This window comes from gamma proteobacterium symbiont of Scutellera amethystina, assembly GCF_059730845.1.
Genome location: NZ_AP035935.1, coordinates 785529 through 812049, shown reverse-complemented (window position 1 = coordinate 812049; position 26521 = coordinate 785529). Strand labels below are relative to the sequence as shown.

The following is a 26521-nucleotide window of genomic DNA, read 5'->3' as shown; positions in this document are numbered from 1 at the left end:
ATTAAACTCCCAACTTCCACGTCAGCGTGCGCAGCAAATCGGCAAACACACCCGCCGCGGTGACATCATTCCCCGCGCCATATCCGCGCAGAACCAGCGGGATCGGCTGATAATAGCGGCTGTAAAACGCCAGTGCGTTTTCGCCGTTCTTCACTTTGTACAGCGGATCGTTGCCGTCCACCGCATCGATTTTAACTTTGCAGGCGCCGCCCTCTTCAATCGCGCCGACGAAGCGTAACACTTTACCCTCATCACGCGCTTTGGCAACGCGCGCGGCAAAGGCGTTGTCCAGCTCCGGCAGCCGCGCCATAAACTGATCGACATCGGCGATCTCCGTCAGGCTGGCGGGCAGCAGCGGTTCGATGTCGATGTCGCTCAGCTCCAGCTGATGACCCGCCTCACGCGCCAGAATCAGCAGTTTACGCGCCACGTCAGTACCGGACAGGTCGTCACGCGGATCCGGCTCGGTAAAGCCCAGCTCGCGCGCCATGCGGGTAGCTTCGGACAGCGTCACGCCCTCATCCAGCTTGCCAAAGATAAACGACAGCGAGCCCGACAGGATGCCGGAGAATTTGATCAGCTCATCGCCGGCGTTCAGCAGGTTCTGCAGGTTTTCAATCACCGGCAGACCGGCACCGACGTTGGTGTCGTAAAGGAACTTACGGCGCGATTTCGCCGCCGCCGCACGCATCTGCTGGTAGTAATTCCACGACGAGGTATTGGCCTTTTTATTTGGCGTGACCACGTGGAAACCTTCGGCGAGGAAGTCCGCGTACTGATCGGCCACCGCCTGGCTGGAGGTACAGTCGACAATTACCGGGTTGAGCAGATGGTACTCTTTCACCAGACGAATCAGCCGGCCGAGGTTAAACGGCTCTTTGGCTTCCGCCAGCGCCGCTTTCCAGTTGCTGAGGTCGATGCCGTGCACGTTGGTCAGCAGCGCATGCGAATTGGCGATGCCGCACACGCGCAGATCGATATGCTTGCCCTTCAGCCACGCCTGCTGACGGTGCAGCTGCTCAAGCAGCGCGCCGCCGACACCGCCGACGCCCACCACAAACACTTCAATCACCTGATCGGTGGCGAACAGCATCTGATGCACCACGCGCACGCCGGTGGTGACGTCATCGTTGCTGACCACGACCGAAATGGAGCGCTCAGAGGAGCCCTGGGCAATCGCCACGATATTAATGTTGGCGCGTGCCAGCGCCGAGAAGAATTTAGCGGAGATGCCGCGCAGCGTGCGCATGCCGTCGCCCACCACCGAAATCACCGCCAGCTGCTCCAGCACGTCGAGCGGATCGAGCAGGCCATCTTTCAGTTCGAGGTAGAATTCCTCTTCCAGCACGCGACGCGCGCGCGCCTGCTCGCTCTGCGGCACGCAGAAGCTGATGCTGTATTCGGAGGAGGATTGGGTAATCAGCACCACGGAAATGCCGGTGCGCGACATCGCGGCAAACACGCGCGCCGCCATGCCCACCATCCCTTTCATGCCCGGACCGGAGACGTTAAACATCGCCATGTTATTCAGATTGGTGATGCCTTTTACCGGATTTTCATCCACTTCGCCTTCGCCGCCAATCAGGGTGCCTGGCGCCTGAGGATTGGCGGTATTTTTGATTAAACACGGAATCTGGAACTGGGCAATCGGCGCGATGGTGCGCGGGTGCAGCACTTTGGCGCCAAAGTAGGAGAGCTCCATCGCCTCCTGATAAGACATCGACTTCAGCAGACGCGCATCCGGCACCTGACGCGGATCGCAGGTGTAAACGCCATCGACATCGGTCCAGATTTCACAGCAGTCCGCGCGCAGACACGCCGCCAGCACGGCCGCCGAGTAATCGGAGCCATTACGCCCCAGCACCACCAGCTCGCCCTTCTCATTGCCGGCGGTGAAGCCCGCCATCAGGATCATGTGATCGGTCGGGATCTGGCTGGCCGCGATACGCCGGGTGGATTCGGCGATATCCACAGTCGATTCAAGATAGTGGCCCACCGCCAGCAGTTTCTCGACCGGATCGATCACCGTCACTTTGTGGCCGCGCGCCTGCAGCAGCGCTTCCATGATGGCAATCGACAGCTTCTCACCGCGACAGATAATGGCGGCGTTGACGGCATCCGGGCACTGCCCCAGCAGGCTGATGCCGTGCAGCACCTGTTTCAGCTGGGCAAACTCCAGCTCAACGCGGGTTTTCAGGCCATCGTAATCGAAACCTGGCTGAGCATCGGCCAGCCCCTGCAGCAGTTCGGCAAAAATGCGTTCGGCATCGCTGATATTCGGCAGCGCATCCTGGCCGCTGATGGTTTTCTCAATCATCGCTACCAGATGATTGGTGATTTTCGCTGGCGCAGAGAGCACGGTGGCAACCTGTCCCTGTTGCGCATTGCTTTCCAGAATATCTGCCACGCGGAGAAAACGTTCCGCATTGGCTACCGAGGTTCCGCCGAATTTCAGCACTCGCATGATTGAAGCTCTCCTGAATTTTTGCCGAAAAAAAAGCCCGCACTGTTGAGGTGCGGGCTTCTTTCTTTTGTTTTTCCTGTATGCGTCAGCCCGCACCGTTACCTGTGGTAATGGTGGTGGTAATAATAATGGTGGTGTTCAGGCTGTGGTTACGCATTGAGATTTTTTCTGTCTGTCTTTGTCTTGTCCGTCTGCCTTCCAGAAGTAAAGCAAAGCGCACGTTAAGTCAACGAATTTGTCTTTGCACCCGAATGGTGCTGCTGCGCAGTGCTGCGCCGCAGACGCCGAAACGGATTGCGATCGTTCAGGCAGCGTCACAGACGCCCGATCACTCACTGTCCGGAGCCGGTTTTCCCGAGCAATTATCTATAAGTTTTTTTTCTACGTCATGCAGCAAACGGTGCAGCATGGCGCTGTCGCGCTGCTCCAGCAGACCGATGCGCTGATCGATCCAGTCCGCCAGCTTGGCATCATTGCTGACGTCCAGCGTCACCAGCAACTGATGAAAACGCTGGCGCAGCGCCTGCAGCTGCTGCGCGTTAGCCGCCTCAACCGGCGCGGCTGCCACCTGATGCAGCGCCGACAGCTGATAGCAGTACACCATCACCGCCTGGCCGAGATTCAGCGAAGGATAGTCCTGCGCCATCGGAATGCCGGTCAGCAGATCGACCTGTTCCAGCTCCTCATTAGTCAGCCCGCTGTCTTCACGGCCAAACACCAGCGCGATGCGGTTCAGCCACTGACGCTTCTCCTGCAGGATGGTTTCGACCTGCGCCGGCGTGGCGTAATAGCGAAACTTCGCCCGGCTGCGGGCGGTAGTGGCCAAGGAAAAATCGACATCCGCCAGCGCGGCGCTCAGCGTGTCATAGGTTTTCACGTGGTCAAGAATCTCACCGGCGCCGTGGGCCACACGCCGCGCGGCCGGATCCTGCCAGGCGTCACTGGCGACAATACGCAACTCGCTAAATCCCATGGTTTTCATGGCGCGGGCAGCCGCGCCGATATTCTCCGGGCGAGCGGGTGAGACAAGGATCAGGGGGAAATGCATGATTTTTCCATCGAACGGTTAATAACCCGACCTATGTTGGCATGCAGGCGACAAAATACCAACCGCACGGGCCTGAGAAAATAAGATGTTAAGGATGTTAAAACAGGGCAAAAATGCCGGGCAGGCGTAATTATGCGTAATAAGCAAAATTTATGCGCCAAACCCATATTAAAACATTATTTTTCATGCAATTGAAAAGTTATTACCTACAGGTTTTACTTTTGCGCTGATGCAGCTGAAATGTAGCGAAAATGCTGCTTTTTGTGAGCTAAGCTGGCATTCCAGTAGAAGTTTTTCATAAAAGTGTTAACGTGCTACACTTGCATTTGATATAAGTCAACGAAGCGTTGTTTTTATGCTTATCGGTTGTTGTTGGTGCTGTTAGGTTGCTGTTAATACGGTTAGGATAAGCGCCAGTCCGATACCCACGGGGCACGCAAATATTCATCCTGACTGGCTGAGCTAACACTGAAGTTGACGTAGATGGATGGTGTATTCCGAAGATCATTTCGTACACCGGTTGCGAACGGCCCACTGTTCAGTGGAACAGTTATGGCAACCGCCGTACGCCCTGTTTTCGATTTGTTGGCAAATTTTAGGTAGCGAAACATGCAGACCCCGCACATTCTTATCGTTGAAGACGAACTGGTCACGCGTAACACCCTCAAAAGTATCTTTGAGGCCGAAGGTTACGTGGTCTATGAAGCCACCGACGGCGCCGAGATGCATCAGGTTTTGACCGATAACGACGTCAATCTGGTGATTATGGATATCAACCTGCCGGGCAAAAACGGTTTACTGCTGGCGCGTGAACTGCGCGAACAGGCTAACGTCGCCCTGATGTTCCTCACCGGCCGTGATAACGAAGTGGATAAAATCCTCGGTCTGGAGATCGGTGCCGACGACTACATCACCAAGCCGTTCAATCCGCGTGAGCTGACGATTCGTGCGCGCAACCTGCTGTCGCGTACCATGAATCTGGCGATGCCGAGCGAAGAGCGCCGTCAGGTCGAGAGCTATCGCTTCAACGGCTGGGAACTGGATATTAACAGCCGCTCGCTGATCAGCCCGAACGGCGATCAGTACAAGCTGCCGCGCAGTGAGTTCCGCGCCATGCTGCACTTCTGTGAAAATCCGGGCAAAATCCAGACGCGAGCTGACCTGCTGAAGAAGATGACCGGTCGCGAGCTGAAGCCGCATGACCGCACGGTGGATGTCACCATTCGCCGCATCCGCAAACACTTTGAATCGACGCCGGATACGCCGGAAATCATCGCCACTATCCACGGCGAAGGCTACCGCTTCTGCGGCGAGCTGCAGGATTAAGCGTCCGTCGCGAAACAAAAAAACGCCCGTCAGGGCGTTTTTTTATCGGCTCAGTGCCACGGCATAATCGGCACCGCGCTCAGCGCATTTTTCGGTGAGCCATCGACCACTTTATCTGAATAGCTCAGGTATACCAGCGCATGACGTTTCTGGTCAAAGAAGCGCACCACCTGCAGCTTTTTAAACACCAGCGAAGTGCGTTTGCGGAACACCACTTCACCCTGCGCCTTGCCCTGCGCGATTTTATCGGTAAGCTCTATCGGTCCCACCTGCTGACAGGAGATGGCCGCGTCGGAAGTATCTTCCGCCAGACCCAGTCCGCCCTTAATACCGCCGGTTTTTGCCCGGCTGATATAACAGGTTACATTTTTAACGTCGGGGTCGTCGAAGGCTTCCACCACGATCTTATGATCGGGGCCAAACATCTTGAATACGGTGTCAACGGAGCCGATCTCCTCGGCCAGCACGCTCTGACTCAACATAAATGTTGCCAGCGTGACTATAAGATTGCGAGCTATTGTCATTGAGTTACCATTGCAAACGGAATAGATGTGAATGTAATGTACTGTTAATCGAACCGAGAACCAAACCTAACGGGTTTCAACCCGCATTGATGTAGCACAGTTAACTGGCAAACCACCCCCGCGCCGTTGTGCAATTCGTGCTACTATTCGGTGACTTCATCGTTGCGCCACCAGAGAGTTATGAGGATGTTTTATGGACCAAGCCGGTATCATTCGCGATTTGCTTGTCTGGCTGGAAAGCCATCTGGATCAACCCCTTTCGCTCGATAACGTTGCGCTAAAAGCGGGCTATTCCAAGTGGCACCTGCAGCGAATGTTCAAGGAAGTTACTGGCCACGCCATCGGCGCGTATATCCGCGCCCGCCGGCTGTCCAAGGCCGCCGTCGCGCTGCGTCTCACCAGCCGGCCGATCCTCGACATTGCGCTGCAGTATCGCTTCGATTCGCAGCAAACCTTTACCCGCGCGTTTAAAAAGCAGTTCAATCAGACACCTGCGTGGTATCGCCGCTCGTCGGAGTGGAATTCGTACGGCATTCGCCCGCCGATTCGCCTCGATGATTACCCGATGCCGCAAGCGCAGTTCGTCACGCTGCCGGAAACGGTGCTGGTGGGGCAAACGCAAAGCTATACCTGTACGCTGGAGCAGATCTCCAGCTACCGAGACGAAATGCGCATCCACTTCTGGAAGCAGTTCCTGCTGGAGACCGATACCGTGCCGCCGGTGCTGTATGGCCTGCATCAGGTACGCGCCAGCCATGAGAAGGATGATGAGCAGGAGATTCTGTACACCACGGCGGTGCCGGCCGACCAGCAGGCGCTGAGCATGCAGTCAAACCAGAGCGTGATTCTGGAAGCCGGGGATTATGTGCAGTTCAGCTATCAGGGACCGCGCACTGCGCTGCAGGAGTTTATTCTGCTGCTGTACGGCACCTGTATGCCAACCCTCGGCCTGGTGCGCCGTCAGGGCCAGGATATTGAGCGTTTCTATACGCACGGTGGCAAGAAGCGCAGCGAGCCGCCAATGGAGATTCGCTGCGAATATCTGATTCCGATTCGTCCGCAGCAGTAACGGGCGTTGTCGACGGTCGCCATGAATGGCGATCCTACAGAAGCATCACCGTTTGTCGCCGATGCCTACTGACCGTGCTCCCGTAGGGTGCGCATTCATGCGCACCGATATGCGATCATTTATACGCACCGATTCAACCGCAGCAACAACCCCTACCGTTTGTCGCCGATGCGCATTGCCCATGCCCTGTAGGGTGCGCATTCATGCGCACCGATACGCGATCATTGATATGCACCGATACGCGGTCATTCTGCGCCGTGCGCTACCGCGCTTAACGCTGCAGCTCATCCAGCGCCGGGGCATCCAGATGCGACACATCACCGGCCGTCTCCACCACCCAGCCGGCGGCGAGCCAGGCGCTTTGCTGATGATCGACGCGCGAAATCGAGCAGTTACGCAGACGCAAACGGCGCTCCGCATGGGCCGGCAGCCCGAGAATGGTACTCACCAGCACGCCCAGCGCCATGCCGTGGCTCACCAGCAGCGGACGGCTACCCGCCGGCAGATCGAGACAGGCGTTGAGCGCGGCATGCATGCGCGTCGCCATCTCTTCCATCGACTCGCCGCCCGGAATCCGGCCGCCTTCGGTGCCATCCACCAGCGCTTTACGCCAGCTCTCCTCTTCCGCCGTCAGGCCGTCGAGCGGACGCTGCTCCAGACAGCCCATATTGAGCTCGCGCAGGCGGGCATCCAGCGTCACCTTACAACCGCAGGCATCAGCGATAATCTCCGCGGTGCGCCGGGTACGTCCTAAATCGCTGGCAATCACGTGAGTAATGCCCAGCGATTTCACGCGCTCGCCCACCTGATGCGCCTGCTGCTCACCTTTATCCGTCAGCGGACTGTCGGACTGCCCCTGAATGCGTCGGGCCGCATTCCAAACCGTTTCACCGTGACGAACAAGATAGACCTGTAACATGCTTAATTTCCGTTATACTGCGACAAATTTGTCTTGAGGGTTCAGGTAATTATGTACCATGTTGTCGCAGCCACCATCAATCCGGCAAAAATCCGCGCAATTGCTCAGGCGTTCAACGACGTTTTCGGCGAAGGATCCTGCCATATTGAAGGGGTCGAGGTCGAGAGCGGCGTCGCCGCGCAGCCCTTAAGCGATGCCGAAACGCGAACTGGCGCACGCCAGCGCGTGGCGAACGCGCGTCATGTGCGGCCACAGGCGGATTACTGGGTGGCGATTGAAGCGGGCATCGAGGGCGACTGCGCCTTTGCCTGGATGGTGGTGGAGAATGCGCAGCAGCGCGGCGAATCCCGCTCTGCCAGCTTTACGCTGCCACCGGTGGTGATGGCCGGTCTGGCTGCCGGGCATGAGCTCGGTGACGAAATGGCGCGCTTAACCGGCGTGGAGAATATCAAACATAAGGGCGGTGCGATTGGCACCTTCACCCACGGCCTGCTGAGCCGCTCCAGCGTCTATCATCAGGCCCTGATTCTGGCGCTCTGTCCGTTCACTCACCCGCTGTATCAGCAGTAATCAGCTGCGCCCGAGGCGCGCTTCCAGCCAGCGTTTCAGCTCGGGCGGCGCCTCTTTCAGGCTATTGGATCCGCGGGTGATGGTGGCAATCCCGACGCCCAATTCGTTTTTCAGCTCGCGCTGACTGATGTCACCGTTGATCAACGCTTCGATAATGCGCAGGCGCGTGCCTAAGGCTTCGCGCTCATCCGGCGTCATCATCAGCTGCAGCAGTGGCAGCGCTACGTCATCGGAAAACGCGTTGTGCATCAGGTCGATGAAACGCAGCCAGTTGTCTTCAACCGGCTGCGGGGAAAGGGGTTGGCTCATGAAGGCTTCCGTACTCATTAACGAGTACGGAAGCATAACACAGTCAGTAACGGCGATTCCACTCGCCGTCGGCGAGAATCTTATCCGGCTTGCCCATGAAGTAGCGGTAATAGGCATCGTAGGCCAGCACGTTTTTCACGTAGCCGCGGGTTTCCGAGAAGGGAATGGTTTCGATAAACGCCACCGCATCCAGTTTGCCGCCGCTGGTATTCAGCCAGCTGCGCACCCGCCCCGGACCGGCATTATAGGCGGCAGAAGAGAAGATACGGTTCTGACCAAACTGCTGATACACATATTCCAGATACTGCGTACCAATCTGAATATTGGTCTGCGGATCGAGCAGCTGGCTGCTGTTAACGTAACCCGGGATGTTGTACATCTTCACGGTATGGCTGGCGGTGCCCGGCATCACCTGCATCAGGCCACTGGCGCCAACCGGTGAGCGCGCTTTCGGGTTCCACGCGCTCTCCTGGCGGGAAATCGCCATGGCGTAGCTTGGCGTGATGCCTTTATCGCTGGTGTATTGCTGATACAGATTGCGCCACGCCAGCGGGAAACGCTCTTTCAGGCTGTCCCACATTTTCGCGGTGATGGTGGCCTGCACGCTGAGATCCCACCAGTCCTGCTCGTTGGCGTAGCGCGCCAGCATCTGCTGCTGGGTACGGGTTTTGCTGCTGATCAGGTTGGCCCACTCGCTGCGCGCCAGGTTATCCAGCCCCCAGTACATCAGCTCGCGCACGCGCGCCATCTCCGGCCCCTGCACCACGCTATTGTCCGCCGCCGGGGCCTGATCCACCTGCAGCGGATACTCGACGCCCAGCCGCTGTGCCGCCACCATCGGATAGAAGCCGCGCTGCTGCATCAGCTTACGCAGAATCTCATCCGCTTCCTCTTTGCGCCCCTGCGCCATCAGTAAATCGGCCTGCCAGTACTGCCACTCATCTTTCTCTTTGGCTTCCACCGGCAGACGGGCAATCCAGGTGTTCAGGCCGCGACGGTCGTTTTCACTCAGCGCCAGCCGCACGCGCCGCTCAATCAGCGCGGTGGATTCGCTGTTCATCACCACCGCATCGCGCCAGCGCGCCTGCTCCGAGGTGAGATCGGCACCCATCATGCGCCACACCACCGTCTCTTTCAGATCCTGCTCTTCCGCCGGGCTCATCTTCTGCGCCTGAACCAGCTGCGGGATCATCATGCGCGCATTGTCCATATCCTGACGCGCCACGCGGGCAAAGGCGTAGCTGGTGGCCATGCGGGTAAAATCGGTCGGGCCGAGGGTGCTGGCAAAGGTGGTGACGGTCTGGGGATTTTGCTGCAGCGCAATCAGCGCGCTGGCGGTGGTTTGATAATCCGCCGGCAGCATTTTCGCCAGGTAATTGACCAGGCTGTCGTTGCCGGCTTTCATCGCCAGGCGGATGCGTTCGAGGATGGTGATCGGCGACAGCTGCCCTGACGCCTGCCACACCGAGAACAGCTTGTCGCAGTCGTTCGGTAACGCTGTGCCGCGCAGCCAGATGGCTTTGGCCCCGTCAAACGCCGCCTGCTGCTGACCGGTCGCCCATTTGGCGTAGTACCAGTTACAGCGCGCCTGCACCGGCTTCGGCTCATCCGGGCTGAAGCTGAGCACGCCCGGCCAGTCCTGGCGGTGCGCCAGCACGTTAACAAAGCGCGTCTGCAGCGAGCGCGCCGGCGGCAGCGTCGGATATTGCTGAATAAAGTTTTTCACCGCCAGCCCGGTCTCCTGATCGAGATCCTGCGCCAGCAGGCGGTACTGCAGGTACGGATAGAGCGGATAATCCTGCAGCGTTGGCATCAGCTGCTCAACCTGGTCCATCTGTTTGTTGTCCCAGGCCTGTTTGATTTGCGCATAGCGCTGTCGTTGCTGATCCAGCGAATCTGCCCACACGCTGCCGGCCGTGCTGACCAGACAGATCCCTATCATCCAGTTACGCCACTTCTCCACTCCGCTCTCCTCATTGCTGCGCTCCAGCTTATGCCGGACTCCCTTCATGCTAACCAGGCCAACCGGCTCTTGCCACGTTCTTCACAAAATTTACCCAGGCGCACCGTGATTGTTCAGCGCCTGCGCCGCAATTGTGCAAATAATCATCAGAAAAACTTATTACCCATCAAATAGCTACGCGTTTTCATTCAGTTACAACTCTGGCACGCGCTTTGCTCTGTTGAATGCCATCTTGTATACCAGCTGGAATTCACTCATGGCATCGACCTTCGGTTTTACGCTTCAGGATTGGCAACGTTGCGCACAGCAGGATGCACAGCAGATCCCTGCACTGCTGGCCGCACATCTCGACGCACTCGATAACCAGGATAATGCCTGGCTGTACCTCGCTTCGCCGGCCCAGCTACTGGCGCAGGTTGAACCGCTGCTGGCGGCGTATCAGCGCAATCCGGCCGCGCTGCCGCTGTTTGGCGTGCCGTTTGCCGTCAAAGACAACATCGACGTGGCAGGCTGGCCGACCACCGCCGCCTGCCCGGCGCTGACGTATCAGGCCGCGGCCGATGCCTTCGTGGTGGCCAGGCTGAAAGCGGCAGGCGCTATCGTCATCGGTAAAACCAACCTCGACCAGTACGCGACCGGTCTGGTTGGCACCCGCTCGCCGTATGGCGCGGTGAGCAACACCTTTAACCCGGCCTACGTCAGCGGCGGTTCCAGCTCCGGCTCCGCGTCCGTGCTGGCGCGCGGCCTGGTCGGCTTCTCGCTCGGCACCGATACCGCCGGCTCCGGCCGCGTGCCGGCAGGTTTTAACAATATCGTCGGGCTGAAGCCGACCAAAGGCTGGTTCTCGGCCAGCGGCGTGGTACCGGCCTGCCGTCTCAATGACACCATCTCGGTGTTCGCCCTGACGGTTGCCGATGCCTTTAGCGTCGCCAGCATCGCGGGCGGCTACGACGCCGGTGACGCCTACGCGCGCCAGCCGCCACGCAGCGCACCGGCCAGTTTCCAGCCGCAACCCTCGCTGGCGATCCCTGCCGCGCCACAGTTTTACGGTGACCAGCAGGCGGAAGCGGCGTGGCTCAGCGCGCTGGAGCAGCTCACGGCGAGCGGTGCGACGCTGCACCCTATCGACTTCGCCCCTTTCCACCAGCTGGCGGAGCAGCTCTATTACGGCCCGTGGGTGGCTGAGCGCACCGTGGCGGTCGGTGAGATGCTCGACCGCCCGGAAGAGATGGATCCGGTGGTGTACGGCATCGTCAGCAGCGGCCGCCAGTACAGCGCCGTCGAGGCGTATCAGGCCGAATACCTGCGCGCCGAACTGACGCGCCAGATCCAGCAGACGCTGGCCCGGTTCGATGCGCTGGTGGTGCCGACCTCGCCCACCATCCATACGCTGGAAGAGATGCAGCAGGAGCCGGTGCACTACAACTCGCAATTCGGCACCTATACCAACTTCACGAATCTGGCCGATCTCAGCGCGCTGGCGCTGCCCGGCCCGTTCCGCGCCGATGGACTGCCCGCGGGCATCACGCTGATCGCCCCGGCGTGGCACGACCGTGCGCTGGCGGCGTTTGGCCTGCGCTGGCAGCAGCAGCTGGCGCTGCCGCTCGGGGCCACCGGCAAAGCGCTGCCGCCGCAGCCCGCCGCGCTGCCACCGTCGCCTGACCACGTGCGCGTGGCGGTGGTCGGCGCTCATCTCACCGGCATGCCGCTGAATTTCCAGCTCACCACGCGTCAGGCGGTGTGGGTCGAAGAGACGCAAACCGCCAGCCACTATCGCCTGTTCGCCCTGCTCGATGGCCCGATCAAAAAGCCCGGCCTGCTGCGCGGCGACAGCGGCGCCGCCATCACCGTTGAACTGTGGGACATCCCGCTGGCGCGCTTTGGCGAATTCGTCGCGGAAATCCCGGCACCGCTCGGCATCGGCTCGCTGACGCTGGCGGATGGACGCATCGTGAAAGGCTTTATCTGCGAACCGGCAGCGCTGACGCAGGCGCTGGAAATCACTGAATTCGGCGGCTGGCGCAACTGGCTGACGTCACAGGGGAATCACTAATCATGTTCAGCACCGTTCTGATTGCTAACCGTGGCGAAATCGCCTGTCGTGCCATCCGCACCCTGAAGCGCCTCGGCGTAACCAGCGTGGCGGTCTATTCGGATGCCGACCGCAATGCGCGTCACGTTACCGAAGCCGATGTGGCCATCGCCCTTGGCGGTGACAAAGCCAGCGACAGCTATCTGCGCATCGACAAAATTCTGGCCGCTGCGCAGCAAAGCGGCGCGCAGGCCATCTGGCCCGGCTACGGTTTTCTGTCGGAGAGCCTGCCGTTCGCCGCCGCCTGCGAAGAGGCCGGCATCGCGTTTGTCGGCCCGACCGCACAGCAGATCGGCGAATTTGGTCTCAAGCATCGCGCCCGTGAGCTGGCGGCCAGCGCTGGCGTGCCGATGACGCCGGGCACGCCGCTGCTCAGTTCGCTGCAGGACGCACTCAGCGCGGCGGAAGACATTGGCTATCCGGTGATGCTGAAAAGCACCGCCGGTGGCGGCGGCATCGGTCTGACCCGCTGCGCCGACGCCACGGCCCTGGAGAACGCGTGGGAGAGCGTGCGTCGCCTGGGGGAACAGTTTTTCAGCGATGCCGGCGTGTTTCTTGAACGCTGCATTGATCGTGCGCGCCACGTGGAAGTGCAGATTTTTGGCGACGGCAAGGGCAAGGTGATTGCGCTGGGCGAACGCGACTGTTCGCTGCAGCGCCGCAATCAGAAGGTGGTGGAAGAGACGCCGGCTCCTAATCTGCCGCAGGCCACGCGTGAAGCGCTGCTGGCTTCAGCGGTGCGGCTGGGCGAGCTGGTTAATTACCGCAGCGCCGGCACCGTGGAGTACATCTATGACGCCGCGCAGGACGCGTTTTATTTCCTCGAAGTGAACACCCGCCTGCAGGTGGAGCATCCGGTGACCGAGTGCGTCACCGGCCTTGACCTGGTGGAGTGCATGCTGCAGGTGGCGGCGGCCGATGCCATCGACTGGGATCGTCTGCAGCAGGCACCGCACGGCGCATCAATTGAGGTGCGGCTGTACGCCGAAGATCCGCTGAAAAACTTCCAGCCGAGCCCGGGCGTGTTAACCCACGTCAGCTTCCCGCCGGGGGTGCGCGTCGACGGCTGGATCGAGACCGGCAGCGAAGTGACGGCGTTTTACGATCCGATGGTAGCCAAACTGATCGTGCATGGCGAAACGCGCGACGCCGCGCTGGCGAAGCTGCAGCAGGCGCTTGACGCTACCCAACTGCACGGCATCGCCACCAATCTCGATTATCTGCGTCAGATCGTGGCGACCGACGCCTTCCGCAGCGGTAACGTCTGGACGCGCTTCCTTGACGGCTTTACGCCGGCGGCCAGCGTCATCGAAGTGCTGCAGCCGGGCACGTTCAGCAGCATTCAGGACTTTCCCGGCCGCCTGGGCTACTGGGACATCGGCGTGCCGCCGTCCGGCCCGATGGATGACTTCGCCTTCCGCCTGGCCAACCGTATCGTTGGCAACCACGCCAGCGCCGCCGGGCTGGAGTTCACCCTGCAGGGCCCGACGCTGCGTTTCCACAGCGATGCGCTGATCGCGCTGACCGGTGCCGACTGTCCGGCCGATCTCGACGGCAGCACGGTCGACTACTGGCAGCCGGTGGCGGTGAAAGCCGGACAAACCCTGACGCTGGGCCGCGCGCAGAGCGGCTGCCGCACCTATTTAGCGGTGCGTAATGGTTTCGACGTGCCGGAATACCTCGGCAGCCGCGCCACCTTCTCGCTGGGCCAGTTTGGCGGCCACGCCGGACGTACGCTGCGCGTCGCCGACATGCTGCCGATCTCCCAGCCGGCGCTCGCCGCCTGCACCACGCCAGCCCCGGTCAGCGAACCTGAAGCGCTGGATCGCGCGCTGGTGCCGCACTACGGCAGCGAATGGCGCATTGGCGTGCTGTACGGCCCGCACGGCGCACCGGATTTCTTCACCCAGGCTGCCATCGATGAGTTCTTTGCCAGCGACTGGCAGGTGCATTACAACTCCAACCGGCTGGGCGTCCGTCTGGTCGGGCCTAAACCCAGCTGGACGCGCGCTAACGGCGGTGAAGCCGGGCTGCATCCGTCTAACGTACACGACTGCGAATACGCCATCGGCGCGGTGAACTTTACCGGTGACTTCCCGGTGATCCTGACGCACGACGGCCCAAGCCTTGGTGGCTTCGTCTGCCCGGTCACCATCGCCAAAGCCGAGCTGTGGAAAGTCGGCCAGGTCAAACCGGGCGATCGCATCCGCTTCCACCCGATCAGCGCCGACGAAGCGGTCGCGCTGGAGAAAGCCCAGGCGCACAGCGTAACCACGCTGCGCAGCCAGCACGCACCGACCTTCGCGGTGCCTTCGCTGGCGGCGAGCGACATCGGTTCTGCCACCCTGTTAGCGGCGCTGCCGGCGACCGCCACCACGCCTGCTGCGGTCTACCGCCAGGCGGGCGACAAATATGTGCTGATTGAGTACGGCGATAACGTGCTGGATCTGGCGCTGCGCCTGCGCGTACACCTGCTGATGCAGGCGCTGCGCCAGCGTGCAGAGCCCGGCACTGAAGAGCTGTCGCCCGGCGTGCGCTCGCTGCAGGTGCGCTATGACAGCCTGGTGATCGGTCAGCAGCAGCTGATGACGCTGCTGCTGGAGCTGGAAGCCGGGCTGGGTGACGTCAGCGCGCTGAAAGTGCCGTCGCGCATCGTCTGGCTGCCGATGGCGTTTGAAGACAGCGCCACGCTCGGCGCGGTGGAGCGTTACAAAGAGACGGTTCGCGCCAGCGCGCCGTGGCTGCCGAATAACGTTGACTTCATTCAGCGCATCAATGGACTGGCGAGCCGCGAAGCGGTACGCGACACCCTGTTTGCCGCCAGCTATCTGATTCTCGGTCTCGGCGATGTCTATCTCGGCGCGCCGTGCGCGGTGCCGATCGATCCGCGCCATCGCCTGCTGAGTTCCAAATACAGCCCGGCGCGCACCTTTACCGCCGAAGGCACGGTGGGCATTGGCGGCATGTACATGTGCATCTACGGCATGGATTCACCGGGCGGCTATCAGCTGGTGGGGCGCACGCTGCCCATCTGGAATAAGTTCCTGCAAAACGATCAGTTTGCCGCCGGCGAACCCTGGCTGCTGCGCTTCTTTGACCAGGTGCGTTTCTATCCGGTGAGCGAAGCGGAACTGACGCAGCTGCGCGACGATTTCCGCGCCGGTCGTGCCCGCATCCGCATCGAGCAGAGCGAGTTTGATTTCGCGGCGCATCAGCAGTTCCTCGCCGACAACGCGCCGGAAATCAGTGCTTTCCGTGAACGTCAGGCCGCAGCGTTTGAGCAGGAGGTCACGCTATGGGCGCAGGAAGAGCAGGAAGCGCCGCTCACCAGTGAAGAGACGCTGGTGGTCGCCGACGCAGAGGACGATGCGCTGGCGGTGTGCGCTGACATGAACGGCAACATCTGGAAAGTGCTGGTTGCGCCGGGCGATACGGTGCAGGCCGGCCAGACGCTGATCATCGTGGAAGCGATGAAGATGGAGCTGGCGATTGTCGCGCCGCAGGCCGGCACGGTGAAACGCATTGCCTGCCAGGCGGGCCGTCCGGTAAGTCCGGGCGACACCCTGCTGTGGCTGGCTTAAGGAGCAGGTATGAACAGTAGCGCGCCCCGCAGCAAAGGCCGTCCCGAAGCGCTGGCCGAAAAGGTTTATCAGGCGCTAAAGCAGGACATCTTTGAGTTCCGTCTGATGCCGGGTGACCGCTTCAGCGAAAACGAAATCGCCGATCGGCTGGCGGTGAGCCGCACGCCGGTGCGTCAGGCGCTGTTCTGGCTGGAGCGCGAAGGCTACGTCGAGGTGTGGTTTCGCAGCGGCTGGCAGGTGCGGCCGTTCGATTTCGCCTACTTCGAGGAGCTGTACGACTTCCGCACCGTGCTGGAACGCGAAGCGGTGCGCCGCCTGTGCGCGCTGCCGCCGCTGGCCTGCGCGGAAACCCTGACCGCGCTGAAAACCTTCTGGATCGACGATGCCCGGCTGGCAGATGGCAAAGCGGTATCAGCGCACGACGAAGCGTTTCACATGGCGCTGGTGGCCGCGGCGGGCAATCAGGAGATGGCGCGCATCCACGCCGAGCTGACAGAAAAAATCCGCATCATTCGCCGTCTCGACTTCACGCGGGATGACCGGGTCGATGCCACGTACCGCGAGCACGCTCAGATCTTACGGGCGATTTTTCAGCAACACACCGAGGAGGCACAGCGCATTTTAACCGACCACATTGCCGTCAGTAAGGCCGAGGTCAGGAAGATTACGTTGCATATGTTACAGCAGGCTCGGCTTCAACCCATTGAATAACAACAGATAACACAGTTAGGGGTTTAAATGATGAAACGACGTTCGTTGCTTAAAGCTTTCGCGCTCTCCGCTACCGTTGCCAGCATGGGCTTCGCCTTTACCGCACAGGCGGCAGACACCATTAAAGTCGGCATTATGCATTCGCTGTCCGGCACCATGGCGATTTCCGAAACGCCGCTGAAAGATGTGGCGCTGATGACCATTGATGAGATCAACGCCAAAGGTGGTGTGCTGGGCAAGAAGCTGGAACCGGTGGTGGTCGATCCGGCCTCTAACTGGCCGCTGTTCGCCGAAAAAGCGCGCCAGCTGCTGACTCAGGACAAAGTGGCGGTGGTGTTTGGCTGCTGGACGTCGGTCTCGCGCAAATCGGTGCTGCCGGTGTTTGAAGAGCTGAACGGCCTGCTGTTCTATCCGGTGCAGTACGAAGGCGAAGAGATGTCGCCGAACGTGTTCTACACCGGCGCCGCGCCGAACCAGCAGGCGATCCCGGCGGTGCAGTATCTGATGAGCGAAGATGGCGGCAGCGCCAAACGCTTCTTCCTGCTCGGCACCGACTACGTCTATCCGCGCACCACCAACAAGATTCTGCGCGCCTTCCTGCATAGCAAAGGCGTGCAGGATAAGGATATCGAAGAGGTGTACACGCCGTTTGGTTACAGCGATTACCAGACCATCGTGTCGAATATCAAAAAATTCTCCGCCGGTGGCAAAACCGCGGTGATCTCCACCATCAACGGTGATTCCAACGTCCCGTTCTACAAAGAGCTGGCGAACCAGGGCATTAAAGCAACCGACATTCCGGTAATCGCCTTCTCGGTGGGGGAAGAAGAGCTGCGCGGCATCGACACCAAACCGCTGGTCGGTCAGCTGGCGGCGTGGAACTACTTTGAGTCAGTGGATAACCCGACTAATGCGAAGTTCGTGGCCGACTACCGCGCTTACGCCAAAGCGCACAACCTGCCGAACGCCAGTACGGTGGTCACCAACGATCCGATGGAAGCCACCTACGTTGGCCTGCACATGTGGGCACAGGCGGTAGAGAAAGCCGGCACCACCGATGTGGATAAAGTGCGCGCCGCGATGGCCGGACAGACGTTCAAAGCACCGGACGGCTTCACGCTGACCATGGACAAAACCAACCACCATCTGCACAAGCCGGTGATGATTGGTGAAGTGGAGGAGAACGGCCAGTTCAACGTGGTGTGGCAGACCGAACAGCCGGTACGCGCCCAGCCGTGGAGTCCGTACATCGCCGGGAATGATAAGAAGCCGGACTATCCGGTGAAGTCGGCGCAGTAAGGGGAGGCTGATGGTCCTCGCCCTCTGGCCCTATGGCCCTCACCCTAACCCTCTCCCGCTTGCGGGAGAGGGAACCGATCGAGCCAGCACGCCGCTACCGAACTCACCTGTAGCAGCGTCTCCCTCTCCCTGTGGGAGAGGGCCGGGGTGAGGGCCTTGCACCGCACTCACCCGTTTTTCTCCCTCTCCCTCCGGGAGAGGGCCGGGGTGAGGGCCATGCACCGCACTCATCCGTTTTTCTCCCTCTCCCTCCGGGAGAGGGCCGGGGTGAGGGCCAGACAACGCCCTACCCCCTAAGGGCCACACCGCACCCAACGTAACCATAACAGGATGATCACCATGACACTCCGCCGTATTCTCAGCTGCCTGCTGTTACTGCTGCCGTGGCTGGCGCAGGCCGGTGATGGCGCTGACTTCGCCGCTGCCAGCCGCACGCAGCAGGCGACATTGCTGCAGCAGTGGGCTGCGGCGCCGCAGGCCAGCCGCTTGCCGCTGCTGCAGGCGCTGCGCAATGAAAGCGTGGTTATCGACCAGAACAAACAGCCGTTCAGCAAACAGGCTGACCAGCTTCTGCCGCTCGACAGCGCCCGGCAGCCGGACGGCGAAACCAAAAAACTCTTCATGAACAACCGGCTGCGCGTGCTGATTGCCAGCGCCCTCGCCGCCCACCAGCTGGTGAGTGACGATGCGGCGACTCGCCTGCGCGCGGCGCAACAGTTACAAAACGATGCCGCACCTGACCAGCTGCCGCTGATTGAACAGCGCCTCGCCGCCGAACAGGACAGCAAGGTGCACGCGGTGCTGGCGATGGCCGCCGCGAATCTGCAGCTCGCCAGCCCGGACGCCGCGCTGCGCCTGAAAGCGGTCACGCTGCTCGGAGAATCGGGCGATCCGGCGATGCAGGCCAGCCTGACGCGCTTAACCCAGGCCAGCAACGAACCCGATGCGCAGGTGCGCGCCGCTGCGGCCGCCAGCCTGCAGCACATCAGGCAGCGCCTGATGTGGGGCGATTGGCTCGGGCAGGCGTTTACCGGTCTGTCGCTCGGCTCCATTCTGCTGCTGGCCGCGCTCGGCCTGGCGATCACCTACGGCCTGCTGGGCGTAATCAACATGGCGCACGGCGAGATGCTGATGCTCGGGGCCTACGCCACCTGGCTGGTGCAGAATCTGTTCCAGCAGTTTGCCCCGCAGTGGCTGGCGTGGTACCCGCTGCTGGCGCTGCCGGTGGCCTTCGCCGTCACCGCCGCGATGGGCATGCTGCTGGAACGCACCATCATCCGCCACTTATACGGTCGTCCGCTGGAGACGCTGCTCGCCACCTGGGGCATCAGCCTGATGCTGATTCAGCTGGTGCGCATGCTGTTTGGCGCGCAGAACCTCGAAGTGGCCAACCCGGGCTGGCTGTCCGGCGGCTGGCAGCTGCTGCCGAATCTGGTGCTGCCGTATAACCGCATCGCGGTAATCCTGTTTGTCATCGCGGTGCTGGCGCTCACCTGGCTGCTGCTGAATAAAACCCGGCTGGGGCTGAATGTGCGGGCGGTCACGCAGAACCGCGCCATGGCGGACTGCTGCGGCGTGCCGACCGGGCGCATCGATATGCTGGCGTTTGGCCTCGGTTCCGGCATTGCCGGACTCGGCGGCGTCGCGCTGTCGCAGTTGGGCAACGTCGGGCCGGAACTGGGTCAGGGCTACATCATCGATTCATTCCTCGTGGTGGTGCTCGGCGGCGTCGGTCAGCTGGCCGGCACCGTGGTGGCGGCTTTTGGTCTCGGCATCCTCAACAAAGTGCTGGAGCCGCAGATTGGCGCGGTGCTCGGCAAAATCCTGATCCTCGTGCTGATTGTGCTGTTCATCCAGAAACGTCCACAAGGTCTGTTTGCCGTTAAAGGGAGGGTGATTGACTGATGAGCCAGCCACTGACCTTACGCGCGGTGCGCAAAGCGCCGCGCCTCAGCCTGATTCTCGGCGTCATCGTGACCGCGCTGCTGCTGGTGCTGCCGTTCTGCGCCCTGCTGCCCGCCAGCCATCCGCTGGCGATCTCCACCTATACGCTGACGCTGGTGGGCAAAATCCTCTGCTATGCGATTGTCGCGGTAGCGCTGGATCTGGTGTGGGGCTACGCCGGGCTGCTGTCGCTCGGCCACGGACTGTTTTTTGCCCTCGGCGGCTATGCCATGGGCATGTACCTGATGCGCCAGGCTGCAGGCAGCGGTTTGCCGGCGTTTATGTCGTTTCTGTCGTGGAATGAGCTGCCGTGGTTCTGGGCCGGCAGCCAGCACTTTCTCTGGGCTCTGTGCCTGATTGTACTGGTGCCGGGCCTGCTGGCGCTGCTGTTTGGGTTCTTCGCCTTTCGCTCCAGAATCAAAGGCGTCTACTTTTCCATCATGACGCAGGCGCTGACTTACGCCGGCATGCTGCTGTTTTTCCGCAACGAAACCGGCTTTGGTGGCAACAACGGCTTTACCGGTTTTACTACCCTGCTCGGTTTCAGCGTCACCGCCACCGGCACGCGTATCGCACTGTTTATCGCGACCGTGCTATTGCTGCTGTTCAGCCTGGCGCTGGGCTTTGCCCTGGCGCGCAGTAAGTTTGGTCGCGTGCTGACGGCGGTGCGCGATGCGGAAAACCGCCTGATGTTTATTGGTTACGATCCGAAGGGCTTCAAGCTATTCGTCTGGACGCTCTCCGCCGTGCTGTGCGGGCTGGCCGGTGCGCTGTACGTGCCGCAGGTCGGCATCATCAACCCGAGTGAAATGTCGCCGACCAACTCGATTGAAGCGGCGATTTGGGTGGCGCTCGGCGGACGCGGCACGCTGATTGGCCCGCTGCTGGGTGCGGCCATCGTCAACGGTGCCAAAAGCTGGTTCACCGTCGCCTTCCCGGAATACTGGCTGTTTTTCCTGGGCCTGATGTTCATCCTGGTCACGCTGTTCCTGCCGCGTGGCGTAATTGGCCTGCTGCGCCGGAGGCGTCATGACTGAGCAACTGTTTACCCAACCGCACCCGGCGGATCGCCATCGTCAGCAAACCGATCCGGTGCTGCTGCTGGAGAACATCAACGTCTCGTTTGACGGCTTCCGCGCGCTGACCGATCTGTCATTGCAGATCGGCGTCGGCGAGCTGCGCTGCGTGATCGGCCCGAACGGCGCGGGAAAAACCACGCTGATGGACGTGATCACCGGTAAAACCCGGCCGGACAGCGGCCAGGTGATCTACGACCAGGATACCGATCTGCGCCAGCTGTCGCCGGTCGAAATCGCCCGCGCCGGCATTGGCCGCAAGTTTCAGAAACCCACGGTGTTTGAAGCGCTGACGGTGTTTGAAAACCTCGAAATCGCGCTGAAAAACGATAAATCGGTGTGGGCCAGCCTGCGCGCCCGGCTTAGCGGCGAGCAGCGCGATCGCATCGACGAGGTGCTGAAACTGCTGCGGCTCGGCGGCGAACGCCAGCGTCAGGCGGGTCTGCTGTCGCACGGGCAGAAGCAGTTTCTCGAAATCGGCATGCTGCTGGTGCAGGAGCCACACCTGCTGCTGCTGGACGAACCGGCAGCCGGCATGACCGATGCCGAAACCGACTACACCGCCGAACTGTTCCGCAGCCTGGCGGGCAAGCACTCGCTGATGGTGGTGGAACATGACATGGGCTTTGTGGAAACCATTGCCGACCACGTGACGGTGCTGCATCAGGGCCAGGTGCTGGCTGAGGGATCGCTGCGCGAGGTACAGGCGGACGATCGGGTTATCGACGTATATCTGGGGCGCTAAGATGTTACAGGTAGCAGAACTGCATCAATATTACGGCGGCAGCCATATCCTGCGCGGTCTGTCGTTTGAGGCTCGCCCGGGCGAGATCACCTGCCTGCTGGGGCGCAACGGCGTGGGCAAAACCACGCTGCTGAAGTGTCTGATGGGGCTGATTCCGGTCAAATCTGGCGAGATTCGCTGGCAGAACCAGCTGATTAACACGCGCAAGCCCCACCAGCGCGTGCAGGCCGGTATCGCTTATGTGCCACAGGGGCGCGAAATTTTTCCGCGTCTGACGGTGGAAGAGAACCTGCTGATGGGGCTGGCGCGCTTCTCCGGCGCCCAGGCCAGCCGCGTCCCGGAGGAGATCTACCAGCTGTTTCCGGTGCTGCGCGAGATGAAAACGCGGCGCGGTGGCGATCTGTCAGGCGGCCAGCAGCAGCAACTGGCGATCGGCCGGGCGCTGGCCTGCCAGCCGCAGCTGTTGATCCTCGATGAGCCGACCGAAGGGATCCAGCCGTCGGTGATCAAAGAGATCGGTGCGGTGATCCGTCAGCTGGCGCAGCGCGGTGACATGGCGATCCTGCTGGTCGAGCAGTTTTACGATTTCGCCGCCGAACTGGCCGACAGCTATCTGGTGATGTCGCGCGGCGAAATTGTGCAGCGCGGCGCAGGGGCGAATATGGAGAGCGAGGGCGTGCGCGGGCTGGTGGCGATTTAGCCGCGCGGCGGGCGGGCAGGCAGAAGACAGGTTGTTAATCTGCAAGAAAAAACTTATGTTTACCCTCCACCCGGCCATTCCGGCCGCAGCGAAGGTTGAGCGAACTGTTACTGATGGAAACCCGCCGCGACGAACGAATCAATAAGCTGGCGCAGGCGCTGAAACACAGCGACACCCTGCACTTAAAACAGGCCGCGCAACTGCTGGGCGTGTCAGAAATGACCATCCGCCGCGATTTAACCGGCGCGACGCAGGGCGTGGTGCTGCTGGGTGGCTATGTGATGCGCGACCCGCGGCAGAACGTGGCGCACTATTTTGTCAGCGACCAGCAAAACCTCAACGTCAGCAAGAAACGTCTGCTGGCACAGCGGGCTGCCGCGCTGGTACAGGCCAACGACACGGTGTTTTTCGACTGCGGCACCACGTTGCCGCTGGTGATAGAAGCGATCGATAACGATCTGCCCTTCACCGCCATCTGCAGCGCGATCAATACCTTTCTGGCGTTAAAAGAGAAGCCGCACTGTCGGGTGATTCTGTGCGGCGGCGAATTCCACGCCGATAACGCCGTGTTTACCCCGCTCGAGCAGGTCACGGTGCTGGATGCGCTCTGCCCCAATAAAGCCTTTATCTCTGCCGCCGGTATGGACGCCGCGCAGGGTGCCACCTGTTATAACCTCAATGAACTGCCCATCAAGCATCTGGCGCTGCAGCGGGCGCAGACCAAAATCGTGGTCGGCGACAGCAGCAAGTACGGCAAGGTACTGCCGGCGCGCATTGGCGACTTCTCGCTGTTTGATATGCTGGTCAGCGACAGCCCGCCTCCGCCCGCGCTGCTCGCCGTGCTGCAGGCGGCCAGGCTCACCCTGCACTGCGGCTAGCATTATTCCGCCGCTGCGGAAGATTGCGCGCAATGCGGCTGTGATTGCCGGGTGAAAACGGCTAAACTTCAGCATCTGACGTTCCACCCATTACAGACCAAGAGGCTCATCACAACGTGGCTCAATTCGTCTATAGCATGCATCGCGTCGGCAAAGTGGTTCCGCCGAAGCGTCACATTCTGAAGAATATCTCCCTTAGCTTTTTCCCTGGCGCCAAAATTGGCGTACTCGGCCTGAACGGCGCGGGTAAATCGACCCTGCTGCGCATCATGGCCGGCATCGATAAAGATATCGAAGGGGAAGCGCGCCCGCAGCCGGGCATCAAAGTCGGCTATCTGCCGCAGGAACCTCAGCTGAACCCGGAACACACCGTGCGTGAGTCGGTGGAAGAAGCGGTCGCGGAAGTGGTTGGCGCGCTGAAGCGTCTCGACGAAGTGTACGCGCTGTACGCCGATCCGGATGCCGACTTCGACAAGCTGGCCGCTGAGCAGGGTCGTCTTGAAGAAGTGATCCAGGCACACGACGGGCACAACCTGGAAACCCAGCTGAACCGCGCCGCCGATGCCATGCGTCTGCCGGAGTGGGATGCCAAAATCGCCAACCTGTCCGGTGGTGAACGCCGCCGCGTCGCGCTGTGCCGTCTGCTGCTGGAAAAGCCAGACATGCTGCTGCTCGACGAACCGACCAACCACCTGGATGCCGAATCCGTCGCGTGGCTGGAGCGTTTCCTGCACGACTTCGAAGGCACCGTGGTAGCCATCACCCACGACCGTTACTTCCTCGATAACGTTGCCGGCTGGATTCTGGAGCTGGACCGTGGCGAAGGCATTCCATGGGAAGGCAACTACTCCTCCTGGCTGGAGCAGAAAGATCAGCGTCTGGCGCAGGAGGCTTCTCAGGAAGCGGCGCGTCGCAAATCGATCGAGAAAGAGCTGGAGTGGGTGCGTCAGGGCGCGAAAGGCCGTCAGTCCAAGGGCAAAGCCCGTCTGGCGCGCTTTGAAGAGCTCAACAACACCGATTATCAGAAACGTAACGAGACCAACGAACTGTTCATTCCACCTGGCGCGCGCCTCGGCGACAAAGTGCTGGAAGTGAAGAACCTGAGCAAAGCGTATGGCGATCGCGTGCTGATTGACGATCTGTCGTTCTCGCTGCCGAAAGGCGCCATCGTCGGCATCATCGGTCCTAACGGCGCCGGTAAATCGACGCTGTTCCGCATGATGTCAGGTCAGGAGCAGCCGGATTCCGGCAGCATCGAGCTGGGCGAAACCGTGAAGCTGGCGTCGGTCGATCAGTTCCGCGATGCGATGGATAATTCCAAAACCGTGTGGGAAGAAGTTTCTGGCGGTCAGGACATCATGCGCATCGGCAACACCGAAATGCCGAGCCGCGCTTACGTCGGTCGCTTTAACTTCAAGGGTACCGATCAGGGCAAACGCGTCGGCGAACTGTCTGGCGGTGAGCGTGGTCGTCTGCACCTGGCGAAACTGCTGCAGGTGGGCGGCAACCTGCTGCTGCTCGACGAACCAACCAACGACCTGGACATCGAAACCCTGCGCGCACTGGAAAACGCCCTGCTGGAGTTCCCGGGCTGCGCGATGGTGATCTCGCACGACCGCTGGTTCCTCGACCGTATCGCCACCCACATCATCGACTATCAGGATGAAGGTAAGGTGGAGTTCTTCGAAGGTAACTTTACCGAGTACGAAGAGTACAAGAAACGCACCCTCGGCGCCGAAGCGCTGGAGCCGAAGCGTATCAAGTACAAGCGCATGGCGAAGTAATCGCTGTGATAACAAAAAGGCGCCGCGGCGCCTTTTTTGTTGTGCTGCGCTAGCTGCCCAGCATCTGCTTCACCAGCTCGACGCAGCGCAGGAAGCGTGTGTCGTAGTCATCCTCTTTGACGTGCACATATTCAATGTGATTTTCACGCAGCATGGTGACCAGCATCGACTGGAACTCGCGGCGATCCATCGAACTGCCGAGGCTGCGCAGGCCGTCGGCCACCCACGGCACGTTATTTTCCAGCAGAATCACCAGGTCAAAGCGGTACTCATCGATCAGCGCCTGCACGAACGGGTGCTCGCGCCCTTCATACTTAAGGCAGAACGCCTGAGTAGTGATGAAGTCCGTGTCAATAAACGCCACTTTGTTGGCGTATTTGACGGCAAAATCGATGTACTGCGCCTGGCCGAGCGCGATTTTATCGTAGTCGGAGTATTGCAGCGCCATCTCGTCGCCGCCGAGGTGCGAAAAGACATAGTCGCGGCCATACTCCCACGCGCTGGTGGTGTTAAAGATGTTGGCCAGCTTGTTGACCAGCGTCGATTTGCCGCTCGATTCACCGCCGAGCACCGCCACGGTGCGCACGAAGAACGGCTTCACTTCAGTCGGGATGTACTCCCAGTAGCGGAACGGATCCTGACGAATCTGGCTGCCGCTGATGTTCATAAACGATCGATGCGGATCGATCACCACTGCCGGAATGCCCAGATGCTGCTGATACATCGGCGCATCCGGTTCTTCGCTGGTATAAACGCAGTCGGGCTCAATCCCCTGCTCCGCGAGGAAGGTTTTCACGCCAGCGCTCCACACATCCCAGCCGTGCGGATAGGGCTCGATGCCCTCTTCGTTGAACGAATGGATACGGATGTTTTTCTGGTACTTGAAGGTCTGCAGCAGCCAGCGCAGACGATCGCTGATGGTGGGCTGCTGCGACATGGCGCTGTTCTCAAACAGCTGGCGATCGCGCGGATCGTCATGGCCCATGATGATGTGCAGCTCATCGACCTGGCTACAGGCGCGCTGGATCAGGTAGATGTGACCGGTGTGCAGCGGATAGAACTTCCCGAACACCACGCCCACGGTTTTGTCGCGGCGCGGGAATTCCAGTCCGAGAAAACGGTGCAGCGCTTCCAGCTTCTGCGCGCTCGGGCTTTTGATTTTGGCATTCAGCAACTGGCTCAGATAGCCTTTGGTCATCCCGCTGGCATCAGCCACCTGCTGTAATGTGTGTCCCTGCTGGCGAATCGCGGTTTTCAGATAGTCAAACGATGACATGTAGTGCCTCCTGCATGGAATTAGAGGGATGGTGCGCGCGGGCCCTCACCCCGGCCCTCTCCCGCCCGCGGGAGAGGGGGAAAATCCTGAACAGAGCGGTTAACAACAGATCGGTACCGTACTTCCCGCCCCTGCGAACGGTTCCCTCTCCCGCCCAGCGGGAGAGGGTTAGGGTGAGGGCAAAGATAAAGGCAAAGGTTGAGCACAGGCCACACCACAAGCCACCCCTCCCTCAACAACCCG

21 protein-coding genes and 1 other annotated feature are annotated in these 26521 nt (G+C 60.7%); of the genes, 13 read left to right on the top strand and 8 right to left on the bottom strand.

Features of this window, described 5'->3' with window-relative positions:
• Position 1 precedes the first annotated feature (1 nt).
• The 3 genes from thrA to AC6I79_RS03755 all read right to left on the bottom strand — a co-directional run bounded on the left by thrA (position 2) and on the right by AC6I79_RS03755 (position 3512).
• The gene (gene thrA / locus AC6I79_RS03765; RefSeq protein ID WP_058781607.1) at positions 2-2464 is read right to left on the bottom strand and encodes a bifunctional aspartate kinase/homoserine dehydrogenase I; all 2463 of its coding nucleotides are present in this window, start codon (positions 2462-2464) and stop codon (positions 2-4) included.
• 26 nt (positions 2465-2490) lie between these two features.
• Positions 2491-2614 (bottom strand) — a sequence feature (Thr leader region).
• A complete protein-coding gene (gene thrL / locus AC6I79_RS03760) occupies positions 2550-2621 on the bottom strand; it encodes a thr operon leader peptide (protein ID WP_128601299.1) in 72 nt (23 codons plus the stop codon). It overlaps the preceding feature by 65 nt.
• A gap of 171 nt (positions 2622-2792) precedes the next feature.
• Positions 2793-3512 carry a tRNA/rRNA methyltransferase gene (locus AC6I79_RS03755; protein ID WP_498027580.1) on the bottom strand — a complete coding sequence of 240 codons (720 nt, stop codon included), beginning with the start codon at positions 3510-3512 and terminating at the stop codon, positions 2793-2795.
• A gap of 609 nt (positions 3513-4121) precedes the next feature.
• On the opposite strand from AC6I79_RS03755, the gene arcA reads away from it, so the two are divergent.
• On the top strand, positions 4122-4838 hold the full coding sequence (arcA, locus tag AC6I79_RS03750; protein WP_021508652.1) for a two-component system response regulator ArcA: 717 nt from the start codon (positions 4122-4124) through the stop codon (positions 4836-4838).
• Positions 4839-4888: 50 nt separating this feature from the next.
• Here the strand turns inward: arcA and creA are convergent, their stop codons facing one another.
• Positions 4889-5362 carry a protein CreA gene (creA, locus tag AC6I79_RS03745; RefSeq protein ID WP_498027579.1) on the bottom strand — a complete coding sequence of 158 codons (474 nt, stop codon included), beginning with the start codon at positions 5360-5362 and terminating at the stop codon, positions 4889-4891.
• A gap of 193 nt (positions 5363-5555) precedes the next feature.
• Here creA and robA point away from each other — a divergent pair, with 193 nt between their 5' ends.
• Positions 5556-6431, top strand: coding sequence for an MDR efflux pump AcrAB transcriptional activator RobA (robA, locus tag AC6I79_RS03740; RefSeq protein WP_021508651.1), 876 nt, complete (start codon positions 5556-5558; stop codon positions 6429-6431).
• Between the two features lie 271 nt (positions 6432-6702).
• On the opposite strand, the gene gpmB is transcribed toward robA, so the two are convergent.
• Positions 6703-7350, bottom strand: a complete 648-nt coding sequence (gene gpmB / locus AC6I79_RS03735; RefSeq protein ID WP_058781605.1) for a 2,3-diphosphoglycerate-dependent phosphoglycerate mutase GpmB — start codon at positions 7348-7350, stop codon at positions 6703-6705.
• Positions 7351-7401: 51 nt separating this feature from the next.
• Here gpmB and yjjX point away from each other — a divergent pair, with 51 nt between their 5' ends.
• Complete coding sequence (yjjX, locus tag AC6I79_RS03730) at positions 7402-7920, top strand: inosine/xanthosine triphosphatase (protein WP_498027578.1); 519 nt, start codon at positions 7402-7404, stop codon at positions 7918-7920.
• Here yjjX and trpR read toward each other — a convergent pair whose 3' ends face one another.
• Entirely contained in the window at positions 7921-8229 is a 309-nt protein-coding gene (gene trpR, locus AC6I79_RS03725) for a trp operon repressor (protein WP_021508685.1), read from the bottom strand.
• 43 nt (positions 8230-8272) lie between these two features.
• Positions 8273-10192, bottom strand: coding sequence for a murein transglycosylase (gene sltY / locus AC6I79_RS03720; RefSeq protein ID WP_058776213.1), 1920 nt, complete (start codon positions 10190-10192; stop codon positions 8273-8275).
• Between the two features lie 256 nt (positions 10193-10448).
• Between sltY and atzF the strand changes: the two genes are divergently transcribed.
• The 10 genes from atzF (at position 10449) to ettA (ending at position 25002) form a co-directional block, all read left to right on the top strand.
• Positions 10449-12245 carry an allophanate hydrolase gene (gene atzF / locus AC6I79_RS03715; RefSeq protein WP_498027577.1) on the top strand — a complete coding sequence of 599 codons (1797 nt, stop codon included), beginning with the start codon at positions 10449-10451 and terminating at the stop codon, positions 12243-12245.
• Positions 12246-12247: 2 nt separating this feature from the next.
• Positions 12248-15865 carry an urea carboxylase gene (gene uca, locus AC6I79_RS03710; protein ID WP_498027576.1) on the top strand — a complete coding sequence of 1206 codons (3618 nt, stop codon included), beginning with the start codon at positions 12248-12250 and terminating at the stop codon, positions 15863-15865.
• 9 nt (positions 15866-15874) lie between these two features.
• Positions 15875-16576 carry a GntR family transcriptional regulator gene (locus tag AC6I79_RS03705; protein WP_058776210.1) on the top strand — a complete coding sequence of 234 codons (702 nt, stop codon included), beginning with the start codon at positions 15875-15877 and terminating at the stop codon, positions 16574-16576.
• Between the two features lie 30 nt (positions 16577-16606).
• Positions 16607-17875, top strand: coding sequence for an urea ABC transporter substrate-binding protein (gene urtA / locus AC6I79_RS03700; protein WP_031279577.1), 1269 nt, complete (start codon positions 16607-16609; stop codon positions 17873-17875).
• Positions 17876-18214: 339 nt separating this feature from the next.
• Positions 18215-19780 (top strand): urea ABC transporter permease subunit UrtB, encoded by a 1566-nt coding sequence (gene urtB / locus AC6I79_RS03695; protein WP_325969715.1) that lies wholly within the window; start codon positions 18215-18217, stop codon positions 19778-19780.
• Positions 19780-20856: an urea ABC transporter permease subunit UrtC gene (urtC, locus tag AC6I79_RS03690; protein ID WP_058757138.1), complete on the top strand. Its 1077-nt coding sequence runs from the start codon at positions 19780-19782 to the stop codon at positions 20854-20856. The genes urtB and urtC overlap by 1 nt, the downstream gene beginning before the upstream one ends.
• Positions 20849-21640 carry an urea ABC transporter ATP-binding protein UrtD gene (gene urtD, locus AC6I79_RS03685; protein WP_058771510.1) on the top strand — a complete coding sequence of 264 codons (792 nt, stop codon included), beginning with the start codon at positions 20849-20851 and terminating at the stop codon, positions 21638-21640. The genes urtC and urtD overlap by 8 nt, the downstream gene beginning before the upstream one ends.
• Position 21641: 1 nt before the next feature.
• Positions 21642-22340 (top strand): urea ABC transporter ATP-binding subunit UrtE, encoded by a 699-nt coding sequence (gene urtE / locus AC6I79_RS03680; RefSeq protein WP_394521409.1) that lies wholly within the window; start codon positions 21642-21644, stop codon positions 22338-22340.
• 113 nt (positions 22341-22453) lie between these two features.
• Entirely contained in the window at positions 22454-23218 is a 765-nt protein-coding gene (gene deoR, locus AC6I79_RS03675; protein WP_058757230.1) for a DNA-binding transcriptional repressor DeoR, read from the top strand.
• A 116-nt stretch (positions 23219-23334) separates the two neighbouring features.
• Positions 23335-25002: an energy-dependent translational throttle protein EttA gene (ettA, locus tag AC6I79_RS03670; protein WP_071813584.1), complete on the top strand. Its 1668-nt coding sequence runs from the start codon at positions 23335-23337 to the stop codon at positions 25000-25002.
• A 49-nt stretch (positions 25003-25051) separates the two neighbouring features.
• On the opposite strand, the gene nadR is transcribed toward ettA, so the two are convergent.
• Positions 25052-26278 (bottom strand): multifunctional transcriptional regulator/nicotinamide-nucleotide adenylyltransferase/ribosylnicotinamide kinase NadR, encoded by a 1227-nt coding sequence (gene nadR / locus AC6I79_RS03665; RefSeq protein ID WP_010618490.1) that lies wholly within the window; start codon positions 26276-26278, stop codon positions 25052-25054.
• Between the last annotated feature and the right edge of the window lie 243 nt (positions 26279-26521).